At 33.5% G+C, this 14,456-nt stretch carries 14 protein-coding genes; 10 read left to right on the top strand and 4 right to left on the bottom strand.

Going from position 1 to position 14,456, the window contains the following annotated elements; all coding sequences use genetic code 11:
• Position 1 precedes the first annotated feature (1 nt).
• A complete protein-coding gene (locus BN53_RS06390; protein ID WP_133286445.1) occupies positions 2–346 on the top strand; it encodes an acyltransferase in 345 nt (114 codons plus the stop codon).
• Between the two features lie 59 nt (positions 347–405).
• Here BN53_RS06390 and BN53_RS06385 read toward each other — a convergent pair whose 3' ends face one another.
• Entirely contained in the window at positions 406–1,305 is a 900-nt protein-coding gene (locus BN53_RS06385; RefSeq protein WP_009560119.1) for a DegV family protein, read from the bottom strand.
• Between the two features lie 118 nt (positions 1,306–1,423).
• On the opposite strand from BN53_RS06385, the gene lspA reads away from it, so the two are divergent.
• From lspA to BN53_RS06365, 4 genes are read left to right on the top strand one after another with little or no spacing between them, the layout of a single operon-like run.
• On the top strand, positions 1,424–1,888 hold the full coding sequence (gene lspA, locus BN53_RS06380; RefSeq protein WP_009560118.1) for a signal peptidase II: 465 nt from the start codon (positions 1,424–1,426) through the stop codon (positions 1,886–1,888).
• Entirely contained in the window at positions 1,878–2,783 is a 906-nt protein-coding gene (locus tag BN53_RS06375; RefSeq protein WP_009560117.1) for an RluA family pseudouridine synthase, read from the top strand. The genes lspA and BN53_RS06375 overlap by 11 nt, the downstream gene beginning before the upstream one ends.
• Positions 2,784–2,793: 10 nt before the next feature.
• The gene (locus BN53_RS06370; protein WP_009560116.1) at positions 2,794–3,849 is read left to right on the top strand and encodes a carbamoyl phosphate synthase small subunit; all 1,056 of its coding nucleotides are present in this window, start codon (positions 2,794–2,796) and stop codon (positions 3,847–3,849) included.
• A gap of 7 nt (positions 3,850–3,856) precedes the next feature.
• Positions 3,857–7,042, top strand: coding sequence for a carbamoyl phosphate synthase large subunit (locus tag BN53_RS06365; protein ID WP_009560115.1), 3,186 nt, complete (start codon positions 3,857–3,859; stop codon positions 7,040–7,042).
• Positions 7,043–7,116: 74 nt separating this feature from the next.
• On the opposite strand, the gene BN53_RS06360 is transcribed toward BN53_RS06365, so the two are convergent.
• Positions 7,117–8,814 (bottom strand): Rqc2 family fibronectin-binding protein, encoded by a 1,698-nt coding sequence (locus BN53_RS06360; RefSeq protein ID WP_009560114.1) that lies wholly within the window; start codon positions 8,812–8,814, stop codon positions 7,117–7,119.
• 207 nt (positions 8,815–9,021) lie between these two features.
• Between BN53_RS06360 and BN53_RS06355 the strand changes: the two genes are divergently transcribed.
• Both BN53_RS06355 and BN53_RS06350 read left to right on the top strand, forming a co-directional pair.
• A complete protein-coding gene (locus BN53_RS06355) occupies positions 9,022–9,420 on the top strand; it encodes a MarR family winged helix-turn-helix transcriptional regulator (RefSeq protein ID WP_009560113.1) in 399 nt (132 codons plus the stop codon).
• A gap of 80 nt (positions 9,421–9,500) precedes the next feature.
• The gene (locus BN53_RS06350) at positions 9,501–10,382 is read left to right on the top strand and encodes a DegV family protein (RefSeq protein ID WP_009560112.1); all 882 of its coding nucleotides are present in this window, start codon (positions 9,501–9,503) and stop codon (positions 10,380–10,382) included.
• 182 nt (positions 10,383–10,564) lie between these two features.
• On the opposite strand, the gene xerS is transcribed toward BN53_RS06350, so the two are convergent.
• Positions 10,565–11,626 carry a tyrosine recombinase XerS gene (gene xerS, locus BN53_RS06345; protein WP_009560111.1) on the bottom strand — a complete coding sequence of 354 codons (1,062 nt, stop codon included), beginning with the start codon at positions 11,624–11,626 and terminating at the stop codon, positions 10,565–10,567.
• A gap of 907 nt (positions 11,627–12,533) precedes the next feature.
• Between xerS and BN53_RS10105 the strand changes: the two genes are divergently transcribed.
• The 3 genes from BN53_RS10105 (at position 12,534) to BN53_RS06335 (ending at position 13,756) form a co-directional block, all read left to right on the top strand.
• Positions 12,534–12,626 carry a TMEM175 family protein gene (locus BN53_RS10105; RefSeq protein WP_009560110.1) on the top strand — a complete coding sequence of 31 codons (93 nt, stop codon included), beginning with the start codon at positions 12,534–12,536 and terminating at the stop codon, positions 12,624–12,626.
• A 52-nt stretch (positions 12,627–12,678) separates the two neighbouring features.
• On the top strand, positions 12,679–12,963 hold the full coding sequence (locus tag BN53_RS09640) for a hypothetical protein (RefSeq protein ID WP_056936253.1): 285 nt from the start codon (positions 12,679–12,681) through the stop codon (positions 12,961–12,963).
• A 433-nt stretch (positions 12,964–13,396) separates the two neighbouring features.
• Positions 13,397–13,756, top strand: coding sequence for a helix-turn-helix domain-containing protein (locus BN53_RS06335; RefSeq protein WP_009560109.1), 360 nt, complete (start codon positions 13,397–13,399; stop codon positions 13,754–13,756).
• 80 nt (positions 13,757–13,836) lie between these two features.
• Here the strand turns inward: BN53_RS06335 and BN53_RS06330 are convergent, their stop codons facing one another.
• Positions 13,837–14,433: a peptidylprolyl isomerase gene (locus BN53_RS06330; RefSeq protein WP_040537375.1), complete on the bottom strand. Its 597-nt coding sequence runs from the start codon at positions 14,431–14,433 to the stop codon at positions 13,837–13,839.
• Between the last annotated feature and the right edge of the window lie 23 nt (positions 14,434–14,456).

Raw genomic sequence — 14,456 nt, 5'->3', positions numbered from 1 at the left:
TATGGAAAAAACTACTAACAAAAAACATTTTGTGTTTTTGGGAACAGCCGGCATAATTTACTACAGTTGGTTGTTTGTTATCCTTTTTGTAGGACTTGTCATAACTTATGAAGGAACAGAAAAGATTAATTGGCTGGCTATTGGTATTTTGGCTGTAGCTTTAATGGCCTTCATTTATACTTGGATTTCTTCATTTTATAATGATAAGTATCTAAAATTGCCTTATTCAAAGAAAAGGCAAATCAATCAAGAACCTGAACTGATCGGTTCATGGAAATTCTTTAAAGTGTATCGATTACAATTAAATTCGATCAAGAAATACATGTTGTTGAGAATTGAAAAATAAAAAACTATGATCTTAGCATTATGATATTGATATAGTAATGCTGAGATCATAGTTTTTGCTTATAGATCGATTATTTTTCCTTGGTCATCAAAATAAGAATCAATATCGCGATGCCAAATCATGGCGATCGCATGTTGACCAACGTGAACGCCAACTACTGGTCCAATGATGCTACTTTCAAGTTTTACTGTTGGAAAGCTTTCTTCATAATCGTTTAACCAATCAGATTTTCGATCTGGATCAAGTGCATCAAAAACTGTGCTTTCGATTGGATATGAAACAGAAGCGATGCTATTGGCAAAGTCTTTTTTGATGTGTTGATATGCTCTTTTATATTGTCTTTCCTTAGCAATGGCTTCGATCTTTCCTTCGTTTTGGACATCCATTGCCAGAATAGGTTTTATCTTAAGCATACTTCCAACAAAGCTAGCCGTATTTGATAATCTACCTGTTCTTTGCAAGTACTTTAGATCATCAACGACAAATCTTACCTTAATAGTATCTCTAAAATCAGTCAAATATTTGATGATAGTATCTGCGTCAGCACCAGCTTGAACCAATTTAGCTGCTAGCAATACCTCATGAGCTAAGCCGGCACAAGTAACCTTTGAATCGAATAGGTGAATCTTTATTCTATTTTCATTATTTTTCTCAGCAGCTAATGTACTATAGAAACTAGAAATACCACTTGAGATAGTGATGACAATCACATCAGTATACCCTTGTTCAACGTAGCGATCGATATATTCTTGAAAGTCTCCAATAGATGGCTGAGAAGTAGTTGGCAAATTCTCTGCTTCAGATAGTTTATGGTAGAATTCTTCAAATTTTATATCAATCATATCGCGATAAATTTGATTATCCCAAATGAGCGGAATAGGAATAACATCTATTTTGTATTCTTCAAGTTGTTGACTAGTTAAATAAGCTGAACTGTCTGTCAAAATTGCAATTTTCATTTTTTATGCCTCAATTCTTTTACTTATTTTCATTCTAATATAAAAAGTGTGATTAGAAAATATTTGCTATAATTAATTAGTACAAAAAGAATGGGTTATAAGGATTGTGAATCGTAATATGAAATATATTTATTTTTTGATTAGTCTTATCGCAGTTGGCTTAGATCAAGGTCTTAAAGCTTACATAGCTACTAATTACCAAATTGGAGAAGTTCATTCAATTATTCCAGGATTGATTTCTTTTAATTATCTACAAAATAATGGTGCTGCTTGGAACATTCTTCCAGGACAAATGTGGCTATTTTACATTATCAGTATTGTAGCTATAGTTATCTGCGTTTATTATATTTTAAGCTCTAAAGAAAACAACGCTCTCTTCAAGTGGGGTGTAGCGTTAGTTCTAGGTGGAGTAATTGGTAACTTCATTGATCGTTTACATTTAAAGTATGTTATTGATATGATCCAATTGGATTTTGTACATTTCAATATCTTTAACATTGCTGATTCTGCCATTACGATTGGCGTTGGAATAATTTTTATTTATCTAATTTTTATTGAAGGAAAAGAAAATAATGTCAAATAGTTATGAATTAGTTATTCAAGACGAAAAAGGAAGATTAGACAAGGTTATTGCTGAAAAATTGTCTGATCTTTCAAGAACTCGAATCAGAGAATTGATTGATAGCCAAAACATTTTAGTGAATGATAAAAAGGAAAAGGCATCGTATAAAGTGCAAGCAGGGGATAAAATTGTTGTGAACGTTCCTGCATTAGAGCCTTTGAATGTAGAAGCAGAAGATATTCCATTAGATATTGTTTATGAAGATCAGGATGTGATCGTAGTTAATAAACCTCAAGGCATGGTTGTGCATCCCTCTGCAGGTCATCCAAATTATACTTTAGTCAATGCATTGCTTTATCACACCAAGGATTTGGCAGCTAGTCCTGAAGGTTTTCGCCCAGGTATCGTTCATAGAATTGATAAAGATACTTCCGGTCTGTTGATGATTGCTAAAAACCCTAAGGCAAGAGAATCTTTAGAAGATCAACTTGCTCATAAATTGAATAAGCGACTATATTTAGCAATTGTTCATGGTAATTTTGGCGAATCAGCTGGTAAAATTGACGCTCCAATTGGACGAAATCCTTCAAATCGAAAGCAAATGGCTGTAGTTGAAAATGGCAAATCAGCAGTGACGCATTTTAAAGTCTTAGAACAGTTTAAAGGATATAGTTTGATTCAGTGTCAATTAGAAACTGGCCGAACTCACCAGATTAGAGTTCACATGGCTTATATCGGCCACCCAGTTGCTGGGGATCCTTTATATGGACCAAGAAAAACACTTAAAGGCAATGGTCAGTTTTTACATGCAAAAGTATTGGGATTTAATCAACCAACTAGTGGTGAATGGCTAGAATTTTCTGTTGATGTTCCGGAGATTTTTGAACAAACATTAATTAGACTTAGAAACAAGTAAGCGTGGAATCATGAAAAGATATTTGATTTTGGAAGATGGTAGTTCTTTTATTGGTGATGGTATGGGAGCTAGTATAATTTCTACCGGTGAATTAGCAATTCAAACTGGAAATTACGGCTACCAAGAAGCTTTAACAGATCCAACTAATGCTGGAAAAATATTGGTTTTTACTACGCCAATGATTGGTAATGTGGGAATCAATGCCATTGATTATGAAAGTATAGATCCAGCAATCAAAGGAATCATTGTTTCGGATATTGCCATCAACATTACTGATAATCCTGCCTTTCAGGATCTACAAACCTTTTTAAGTGAAAAGAATATTCCTGCAATCTGCAATGTTGATACAAGAGCATTGGTTCATAAGTTGACAGAAAAGCGGACGATCAAAGCATCAATTATGGATACAAACGATGAGCATGCATTTGATCAAATTCGTGCCTTAGTTTTGCCTAAAAATAAGTCTTCACTTGTATCGACTAAAAATGCTTACGCTGCCCCAAATGTTGGCAAGACTGTAGCCGTTATTGATTTGGGATTGAAACACTCAATGTTACGGGAATTGTCATTAAAACAAGTAAACGTTACTGTTTTGCCTTATAATGCCAGTGTTAATGATTTAGAAAACATTCGTCCGGATGGAATCATAATTTCAAATGGACCGGGCAAACCTCAAGAAGTCCTCAAAAACTTGCAGGCTATTTTTGATCATTATTTAGGTAACTGTCCAATTTTAGGAATAGGGTTGGGATTCTTAGCAATCAGCGACTACTTAAAATATGAGTTGATTGACCTACCACATATTTTTAACGGAATTAACTACCCAGTTGTTGAACAGGGGACTAATGAGCTATGGCAAGTGGCAATGAATATTGATCAATTAGTTCTCCCAGATAGTATCAAAGATCATATGAGTCAAGAGTACTATGACTTACATACAGAATTACTAGCTGGCTATGTCTTTCAAGATAAAAAGATTGTTGCTACGGCTTTTAATCCTGAAGGAGCCCCAGGAAGTTTAGATGCCCATAAAATATTTACGACTTTTTTAGATATGATGGAGTAATTTAACAATGCCTTTAGAAAATGATTTAGATAAAGTTTTAATAATAGGGTCGGGACCATCTCTAGTTGGTAGCGTTGCAGAAATGGACTTGTTGGCAATGGATGCTATTGACGCCTTAATTGAAGATGGCATTCAAGTTGTTCTAGTCAATCCTAATCCGGCTACAGTATCGACTGATAAAAGAGAAAACCTTACGGTTTATCTTGAGCCAATGACGCTTGACTTTTTTAAGCGAATTTTGCGAATGGAAGAACCGGATGCAATTATAACTGCATACGGATCAACTACCAGTCTAAAAATCACCAAAAAATTATTACAAGATGGAATTCTTCAACAGATGCATATTCGCTTGCTTACTCTTAACAATCTTATGCTTACAATGGAAGATCAACGCAAGCGTAACAAATTTCTTGCAGATTTAGGGCTTAATGTAAACTTCTCTTGGCAACTAAATGATAAATTGATCGCTAGCAAAGTTGATGATATCTCTAACGAGATTGAACATACGATCACTTTTCCAGTGATGGTAACCAAGTATCACCGCTACACGCATAATGAATACTTCCACTTCAAAACCGCTGATAAGTTGGTCAACTTTTTTAAGCGGGAACGGAAGAATGATGATTTCTCTTGGAAAAATTATCAATTAGTCGAGGACTTATCATCATGGGGCGAAGTAATCGTTAGTGTCGTGCGAGACCGATTAGGAAATATGGTCTTTGTCAATTTTACTGACTCAATGGAATCGGTAAAAATTAATTCTGGCGATTCAGCGATCGTTATTCCTGCCTTAACCTTGAATAATGACCAGATCCAAGAATTGCGTGCATTATCAAGACTAATTGCAAACAAATTGGAAGCCGTGGGCATTATATCCATTCACTTTGCAATAAAGCATCATGGTACGCAGATTCAAGCCAAGGTTTTAACCGTAAAATCAAGGTTAACTAGAAGTGCAGTTTGGGCACAAAGAACTGGCACATACAGCATTGGTTATGTTGTTGCCAAAATAGCGATAGGTTATCAATTGAATGAAATAGTTGACCCAATGACTGGATTAAATGCTTCAATTGAGCCAACCTTTGATACAATATCAGTTAGAATGCCGTATTGGTCTTTATCCGAATCAGGAATCAATCACTATAAGTTAAATAATGTGATGCAAGCGAGTGGAGAAGCGATCGGTATTGGACGCAATTTTGAAACGGCATTCCTAAAGGCTTTATATTCCACGATTGATCTAGATGTAGCTTGGACTGCAATTCAGAAATATTGGCAAAAAGATAAGCAAGAATTGCTGCTTGAACTCAAGGATTTCGATGAGTTACACCTAATCAAAATTATGGTTGCTATTTATAAAGGTGCAAGTTATGCGGAACTTGAGGATGTTATCAATTTGCATCCCATTTACTACCAAAAACTTAGACATATTGTCAAATTAGCCGAAAAAGTTCAAGCAACTGATGAATTAGATCAAACTTTACTATTAGAATGTAAAACTTATGGCTTTTCAAATGAGCTAATTGCCAAATTGCGACAATTGGATAGCAAAGTAGTTGATCAGTATATCGATCAAAATAATATTTCACCATCATTTATTCAAATTGATGGTTCAGCTGGATTCTATCGACCAAACTTTGAAGCATTTTATAGTGCCTATAATGTCGAAAATGAACTAGAGCCAATTAATGCACAAAAGAAAGTATTAATCATTGGTATGTTGCCACTTCAAGTTTCAGTGACGAGTGAATTTGATTACATGATAGCTCATGCGGCAGAGACTTTACATAAATTAGGATATGCTACTATTTTACTTTCAAACAATAGTGAATCCGTATCTACTCGCTATAAAAATGTTGATCGAGTTTATTTTGAACCAATTACAATGGAATCGATTTTATCCATTATCAAGATTGAAAAGATCGATCAAGTGCTGTTGCAATTTTCTGGTAAAAAGGTTAATGCTTTAAGTCAAGAGTTGATCGAACATGGCGTTAGTGTAATGGGAGAAGAAGCACCAAAGATGCATCTACTCAATAAGATGTTCGCTGATACCAAGATCAATGTTAACCGAGTGCCTTCTTTGATTTCACGAAATCCTGTTGAGATTTATGACTTCGTTAAAAAATATGATTTTCCAATTTTGATTGGTGGTTTCAGTAGATCAATCAAGCAAAAATCCGCTGTAGTTTATGATCTACCTGCAGTTGACAAATACTTGATGGAAAATGATCTAGATGAAATTACAATTTCTAGATTTATTGAAGGAAATAAATATGAAGTAACAGCTATTTCAGATGGTGAGAATGCTAGTATTCCAGGTATTATTGAACATCTTGAACAAACAGGCTCCCATGCATCAGACTCTATCGCAGTTTTCCAACCTCAAAATCTAACAGCTCAAGGTCAAGAGGAATTAGCGCAGATTACTATCTCTTTGCTTAAAAACTTACATGTTCGTGGGATTTATAATCTTCACTTTTTGAAAGTCGAAAATACTTTATATCTTCTACAGATAAAACCTTATGCTGGTCATAATGTCGCATTTCTTTCTAAATCACTTGGCAAGAATATCACCTCATGTGCAGTTGAAATTTTGGCAGGTAAGAGTTTGACAGAGCTAGGTTTTAAGGAAGAACTTTGGAAAGCAAACAACTTAATTCATGTCAAAATGCCAGTCTTTTCTTACATTAACTATTCAAGTGATAATACATTTGATTCAAAAATGAAATCATCTGGTTCAGTAATGGGGCGCGATACGTTGCTGGCTAAGGCATTATATAAGGGATATGAAGCTAGTGACTTACATATTCCTAGCTATGGGACAATTTTTATTTCTGTACGTGACGAAGATAAAGAGCGAGTAACTAATTTAGCTAGAAGATTCGATAGATTAGGATTTAAGCTGATCGCCACAGAAGGGACAGCTAATATTTTCGCTGAAGCAGGGATCACGACTGGAGTAGTAGAAAAATTGCACGAAAATTCGCATAAAATTCTTGAACGAATACAACAACATAAGATTGTGATGGTCGTAAATATCACTAACTTATCCGATATTGCTAGTGAAGATGCTATTAGAATTAGAGATCAAGCGCTATTTACTCATGTTCCAGTATTCTCAAGTATTGAAACAACTGAATTGATTCTAGATGTATTAGAATCTCTAGCATTAACTACACAACCAATTTAAAAATAAAAAAGATTGACCGATGATAGATCGTTCTGTTTATAAAACAGACAATCATTTGGTCAATCTTTTTTTAGCTAGATTCGTTTGCTTTCTACATCATCTTGCTTAGGTGTAACCTCGATAGAATTTTGTCCTGTATAAATAACAAAACCTGGCTTTGCACCGTTAGGCTTTTTAACTCGTTTATCAAGTACATAATCTACTTGAACATGGGCTGAATCTCTTGCCTTTGAAAAGTATGCTGCTATTTCTGCAGCTTCTTTAATATCTTGTTCACTAGGATCGGAGTCTTGCAAGATTACATGGGATCCAGGCATATTTTTAACATGGAACCAATAATCAGATTTGTCAGCTTTTTTGAAAGTAAGCCAATCATTTTGATAATTATTTTTACCAACAAGAACTACTTTACCAGAAGTTAGTTTAAAGCGATTAATGCTCTTTTCGGAGATCTTTTTTGTCTTACGCTTTTTATTTTTATCTTGACGTTTAATATAACCTTGGCTAATCAATTCATCTTGAATTTGGTCAATATCATCTGGTTCTGCGTTATCGATTGCAGTTTGAATAGAATCAAAATAATTTAAGTTGCTATTGGTAATCTTGATCTGTTCATTTATATGACGGATTGAATCACGCAATTTTTTGTACTTTACAAAATACCGCTGAGCATTTTTAGCTGGAGAGAGGGCAGGGTCCAATTTAATTTCGATCAAGGCATTATTTTCGTAATAATTTGGGAGCTTAACTGAGGTCATCCCAGGCTTAACACTATATAAGTTTGCATTCAAAATTTCGCCATTGATTCGATAGCCTTCAGAGTTTTCTGCTAAATCTAATTGATTCTCAAGCTTAACGAGTTTTTTAGCTAATTTTTTCTGCTCGTTTTTGACAACTTTTTCAACTGCGCCAGCCTTTTGCTTTACCCAGTCACGATTGGCTTGATATTGGTAGAATTCATCCAACGCATGGTTTAAATCTTCATCAAAAGATTCTTTTTGTAAATCTAAATGATATGGCAAATAGGTAAAAATCTTTCTTTTATTATTAGGCGATAGGAGTGTGTATGCACCTTTAACTCGCTTGAAATGATCAAAGAATATCTTTAAGGAGTTATAAGATAATTCATCTTCTAAATATCCTAAGAATTCCATTCGATCATCTTTATCCAAACCATCAAATTTAGATACAAATTCAGGCAAAGCTGGATTTTCTTTTAAAAGCTCATTGAATTGATCTTCTGTCAAAGTAAGCCCGTTTATTCCCGGCTTTAATGGAGGCAATTCATAATTAGCCTTTGGTAGCAACATTCTAGCACGATTTTCATCGGGGTTAATGCGTTTTAACAGATCAATAATTTTATTTGTACCTTGGTTATACAAAATCACATTACTGTGGCGTCCCATAAGCTCAACAGACAACACCAGCTGAACTTGATCACCCAATTCATTGCGATTGCTGAAGTGGAAATTGATAATTCGATTCAATCCTACTTGTTCAATTTTTAAAAGAATAGATCCTTCCAAGTATTTTCGCAAAACCATTACAAAAGTAGGTGCTTTATCCGGATTAGTAACTGACATATTAGTAAGGTACATTCTTGGAGATTGTGCATTAGCAGAAATTAGTAATTGTTGGTTTTGTCGATTCTTACGAAAAGTAAAAATCAAATCTTGGTTAAATGGTTGGTAGATTTTTGAAAGTTTCCCACCTTCTAGGATAGGGGAAATCGATTGTAATAGAGAGTGTATAAATAATCCATCAAATGCCAAAACAAATACCTCTTTTCAAAAATAGATACAGGTTACATTATAGCAATAAACGCAGCAACTATCCAAAAACACAAATCTTAAAATAAAGAACTTATATAAATTAGATATATCTTATATATTGTTTCACAAAAATAAGGCTGACAATAAATTGTTATGAATGATATAATTTACCTATGCTTATCACTTTGGAGAAAAAGGGTTATAAGGATGGACGTTTTATCTTTTAGTGCGATATCTGAGTATATCAAAAAGGAAATAAATCACAAATGCGGACTCAATCTTTCACAAACTAGATTATTGCTTTTTTTCTACCACAGCAATAATCAACCTCTAGCTATGGGAGAGCTGGCAAACGAGTTGCATATTTCGCTATCAACCTTGAGCAGACAATTGCAGCAGAAAAAAACTCAGGAGTATATTTCAATTACTCGCTTGCTGAATGACTCAAGCAAAAATGTTAATTTAAATTCCGCAGGGCTCAAAAAGGCACAGGAGTTGGAACAAGAATTAAGTGAAATAGAGCAGGGCTTGCTTGCTCAATTAGATGAGGATCATACGAAGATTTTTGCGTCAGAATTAGAAAAATTAAGTAAATATACCGAATAGCGTAATTGGTCGATTATGATATAGCTCGTTTTTGTGCTATAATTCCTTCTATATGAAATCGAATAATGAAGGGGTTTTCTATGAAGATTGCATTAGTGACCGATAGTACTAGTGTTCTAACTCAAAAAGAAATTGAAGAGAACAACATAATTGTGATGCCTATTCCGGTTATCATCGGAGATAAAGAATACATGGAAGGCATCGATATCACATCTGAAAAACTCTTTGAAATGCAACGAAATGGTGCCGCATTTCCAAAAACATCCCAACCAAGTATGGGAAAAATGATTGAGTTATACAATAAATTACATGCCGAAGGCTATGAGGCTATTATTGATATTACTCTATCAAGCGGTATTTCAGGATACAATTCTACTTTACAAAACATTGCTCATAATAATCCTGAGTATAACTTGTATCCATACGATTCAAAGATGACTGTTAAATTACAAGGATACTTGGTTTTAGCCGCAGCTAAAATGATCAAGTTGGGCTTTAAGCCTGATGAAATAGTTGCAAAGCTAGACAAGATTAGAGACACAATCGACGAATTATTTGTTGTTGACGATCTAATGAACTTGAGTAGAGGTGGTCGATTAAGCAATGCGGGTGCATTTATCGGCACCATGTTGCATATTAAGCCATTATTAACATTTGAAGATGGAAAAATCGTCGCATTTGACAAGATACGGTCCATGAAGAGAGCAGTATCGAGAATTGAAAAGATAGCTCTTGACCGCACTTCGGATTTGTCATACAAAGACAAGCTACGCTTATTTGTCTTTTATTCCAATGATTTAAAGCAAGCAGATGAAATCCATGACTTCATCAATTCGGAATTTCCAGGTATGCCAGTAGATGTAGCTGAGTTTAGTCCAGTTATAGCTACACACCTAGGTGAAAAGTCAATTGCGATCGCTTGGATGATTGACATCGAAAAGATAGATTTTGAAAGTTTATAAGATGAATCAAAAAAGCCACTGATTAATTTTAGTCAGTAGGCTTTTTTGTTTTTGTTTCCTTCAATAATAAAAATATTATAACCTTATTTACAAGGATAAATTCGATAACATTTTTGCTATCGCGTTAATATAACTCATTTGTTATCGGATTAAGCCAATTAATTCTAGAGATTACATTTTTGTTATTGCTTTTTATCTATGCTATTTAGGGCGTCTTTTTGCTTCTTTTGGTCAACATGAGTGTACAAATCTGTAGCTGTTGTTCCTTTTTGACCCAGTTGTTGAGCGACTAGGACTTGATCTTTAGTCACTTCATACAACTCTGAGGCTAAAGTATGCCTTAGCTTATGTGGAGTCAACGGATGACCAAAAGCAGCAGAGTATTTATTGACCATTTTTTCAATTGCATTAGTCGTCATTCTTCTTGTTTGTCCATGCCAAGTTGTCAGAAAAAACGCTACATTATTATCCAAATTATTGTAGCGTTCATTTCGAATATCTTTGTAGATATTTAAATATTCTAGAGCCCAACTTGCAATCGGAACACTGTCTTTTTGACCACCTTTTCTGACAACATCTAAACTAGATTCTTTGAGATTAAGATCTTTTAGGTTAACTCCAGCACACTCAGAAACTCTAATTCCAGTTGCTAAAATCAAAGCAATAATGGCTAAATCTCTTTCTTTATTTTGCTTAAATCCAGGCAAAGACTGGCGATTGCAATATTTTTCATAGTCATTATCTATAAACTGCAAGAACTCATACTTTCGATTTCCAGTATACATGTGCGATTCTAAAACGTGAGCCCGATAATTTAAAGTTTGGTTGCTATTCAAAGAATTGATCTTAAGCATCACATTTCGTTCAAAATAAGGATTACCATTATTGCTGTCTGCAGTAATCGTTAGATATTTATACAATGAGCGTAAAGCATTAATCGTTCGATTGATTGTAGTAGGAGAGTTTAATCTTCCTTGTTGGTTTTTAGTATGCTGCAAATTATCAATGAAAAGCATTATGTCGCTGCGGAGGAGATTCTCTAGAGTCTTAATGTCAATATCTTTATTACTTGTAGCAGAATCATAGTTTTCTTGTCGTAGCCAATCAAAAAATCTTCGAATTTCTGTTAAGTATTGATAGGTAGTAGTCAAAGAATGATGTGTACCTAAATAGTACTGTTTAACAAAATCTGGCATTTTAGATAATTCTAGTTCAATGAGTTTTAGATATTTTTGTGTTTCCATAATTGAGTTTAGTCTCCAATAAAAAATATTTACAAACTATCAATGATAGGAAATAGGGAAAAATTGCAAACCAAAACTTCAGCATCGTCACTAAAAAGCAGATAACAATAACCTAAGCGATCAAACATAATTTTTATTTGATAAAATTCATAGAGCTAGTTATAAAGCTTGAATTATAAATATTTGGTCAAGCTTATTCGTAATTTTATCCTTTACCTATCATTAAAACTATAATTTTAATGATAGCATAAAATAGCAAAAATAAATACGTCGAAATAACTCCATGTTTTATAAAATTGCTTTGATTTCCGTTCAAATTATAGACTTAAAAATATCGCTAATTGCTGATTCCATGCGCTTTTTCAATGCTTGAAAAAGCTTCTATCTATCTCAAATTACTAAATAAATCGCTATTATATCACTAATCAACTAATCATTAGTTGCTAAATTGCTAAATGTAATTCTCAAATAAATATTCAGCAATTTAAATTTATTAGTCTGATTACAGTCAATCATTCATTAGATGTATTTATTTGACCGTATGTCGATCTCAGCATAGACAAATAATCGCACTTAGGAATAATTTGTCAGATGCTTGATACAGTATAAGTTGATAATTAAGATGATCAATAAAATTATTTGCCTAAAAGTTTTTTAGTTTAGGATAAACTGTTGCGTATAACCAAAGTTATTCAAAATAAACACGATCAATTATGCCAACTTTAATTGCTACTAAAATACATTTTGATTTGCAGCTATCTTCATAATTTTTATTCAGCTTTACATAATATACATTATGCGAACATAATGATCTAATTACCAAATCACCTATCAGGACAAATAAGTTAGAATTTCGTATAATAGATCAAGTTACTAAAATCATTTAAATTGTGAGGTGTAAAAATAAATGATTAATAAATCTCGGCTTGAGGCATTAAGCGACGCCATAATTGCTATTTTAATGACTATTATGGCATTAGAAATCAAAATTCCGAACTAAACGTGGATTCTGGATAAACGTTCTTTGGTTAATGATGATGAGTTTATTTCCTATGGCTACTGGTTGGTTAAGCGAACATCCTATGGCAAAGATTCCAGCTTATTTTTATTATTTAGTATATTTATTATGGTGTATTTCCTACTATCTTTTGGAATATGTCCTTTTGATCGACAACGACATTCCCATTAAAGATAAGAGATTTAAAACACTACGTATACACAGCATTCTGGATCTTGTTTTGCTGATTTTAAGTATTATTCCGGTGATTGTTTTCCCTATTTCTGGTTTTATTTTTGTATTAATTCAAATATTTTCTTGGATAATTATCACAGAATAAGTCTTTTTTATTGTGTTTTTAGAAATAATCGTTCATAATATTAATTGAGGAAGATAGCATATGTCTCCATTATTAATGTTTGTTCTCACTTATAATATCTATACTTTTTCTAATACATATGTGATCTTTGATACCACATAATTTACATAAAAAGAATAAATTATATTTGATAATAGACATAAATGCTATAAAATAAAAATATGCATGGAAGATAGAGTATACATGCTTTAACCACTTTAGTTTATATGCGCGTAAATCGTTAACTGAATAGTGTTATTTACAGTTATAACTTTTTTCAAAAAATACTAGTGTTTATTACCCTATTTGACACAGGAACCTACATCATATAAATGCTAGCTATCAGAATTTTTTGAACTAGGTTTTGCCTATAATCTTTAGTAATCAAAAATTTATTGAAAGGATTGAGTGTTTTATGAGCATTAATCTAGGTGCTGAAATTTCTCGTCGTAGACGTGAACAAAAATTGACTCAGGAGGATTTGGCTGAATTAAGCGATCTTTCTGTGAACTTTATTTCTCGTTTGGAAAGAACCAAGGATCAGAACATCAGTATTCAAAAACTTGATTCTATTGCTCGCGCCTTAAACACCACTACTCCAGATATTGTTAACAACGCATATCGCGAAAAACAAGTCAGAAATAGTGAAGTTGTTCAAGACAGTACTCCTGTATTCATTAAGAAAGTTGCTAATGAATTGCGCAAGTTGCCAAAAGAGAGAGCAGAAAAAATGTGCAAAGCATTTATTATTCTCTTAAAGGAAGCAAACGAATAATTTGATTTCTTTAAGATTCAAAAATAGCGCCAAGCTTATACTTTGATGTAAGTAGCTTGGCGCTATTTTATTTATAATTTTTATTTAGAAACTTCATCTAAAATTTCAATTGTTGAAATAACAACTGAATCTATAGGACGATCCATGCTGTCTTTTTTACTTTTAGCAATTGTATCAACAACATCCATTCCTTCAATTACATGTCCAAATACTGTATGACGACCATCAAGCCATGGGGTTCCACCTTGCTTATATGCCTTGATGATTTCTTTAGGATAACCAGCAGGTTCCATTTCTCTTATGTATCTTTTTGGCATGTTCTTGTTTTGAACGATAAAGAATTGACTTCCGTTAGTATTAGGACCAGAGTTGGCCATTGATAAAGCCCCTCTTAAATTGAATAAATTACGAGAGAATTCATCTTCAAATGGATGTCCCCAAATACTCTCACCACCTGTACCATCACCTTTAGGATCCCCTCCTTGAATCATAAAGTCGCTGATTACTCGGTGGAAAGTAGTGTTGTTATAGTAATCCTTCTTTGCTAAACGAACAAAGTTTTCTACTGTCATTGGAGCCTCTTTAGCAAATAGAACTACCTTTATATCACCTTTATTGGTTTTGATAACTGCAGTTGGTCCTTCCAACTTATCTAGGTTTAATTGTGGAAACAAAATCTGTTCCTCCTATAGCATAAATT

The sequence above is a fragment of the Lactobacillus pasteurii DSM 23907 = CRBIP 24.76 genome (assembly GCF_000297025.1).
Classification (GTDB): domain Bacteria; phylum Bacillota; class Bacilli; order Lactobacillales; family Lactobacillaceae; genus Lactobacillus; species Lactobacillus pasteurii.
This window is presented reverse-complemented; position numbering and strand designations above follow the sequence as displayed.

What these genes read in the sequence shown, in the direction of transcription:
- BN53_RS06390 (WP_133286445.1), top strand. Translation starts at nt 2, where the DNA reads ATGGAAAAAACTACTAACAAAAAACATTTTGTGTTTTTGGGAACAGCC.
- BN53_RS06385 (WP_009560119.1), bottom strand. Translation starts at nt 1,305, where the DNA reads ATGAAAATTGCAATTTTGACAGACAGTTCAGCTTATTTAACTAGTCAA.
- lspA (WP_009560118.1), top strand. Translation starts at nt 1,424, where the DNA reads ATGAAATATATTTATTTTTTGATTAGTCTTATCGCAGTTGGCTTAGAT.
- BN53_RS06375 (WP_009560117.1), top strand. Translation starts at nt 1,878, where the DNA reads ATGTCAAATAGTTATGAATTAGTTATTCAAGACGAAAAAGGAAGATTA.
- BN53_RS06370 (WP_009560116.1), top strand. Translation starts at nt 2,794, where the DNA reads ATGAAAAGATATTTGATTTTGGAAGATGGTAGTTCTTTTATTGGTGAT.
- BN53_RS06365 (WP_009560115.1), top strand. Translation starts at nt 3,857, where the DNA reads ATGCCTTTAGAAAATGATTTAGATAAAGTTTTAATAATAGGGTCGGGA.
- BN53_RS06355 (WP_009560113.1), top strand. Translation starts at nt 9,022, where the DNA reads ATGGACGTTTTATCTTTTAGTGCGATATCTGAGTATATCAAAAAGGAA.
- BN53_RS06350 (WP_009560112.1), top strand. Translation starts at nt 9,501, where the DNA reads ATGAAGATTGCATTAGTGACCGATAGTACTAGTGTTCTAACTCAAAAA.
- xerS (WP_009560111.1), bottom strand. Translation starts at nt 11,626, where the DNA reads ATGGAAACACAAAAATATCTAAAACTCATTGAACTAGAATTATCTAAA.
- BN53_RS10105 (WP_009560110.1), top strand. Translation starts at nt 12,534, where the DNA reads ATGATTAATAAATCTCGGCTTGAGGCATTAAGCGACGCCATAATTGCT.
- BN53_RS09640 (WP_056936253.1), top strand. Translation starts at nt 12,679, where the DNA reads ATGGCTACTGGTTGGTTAAGCGAACATCCTATGGCAAAGATTCCAGCT.
- BN53_RS06335 (WP_009560109.1), top strand. Translation starts at nt 13,397, where the DNA reads ATGAGCATTAATCTAGGTGCTGAAATTTCTCGTCGTAGACGTGAACAA.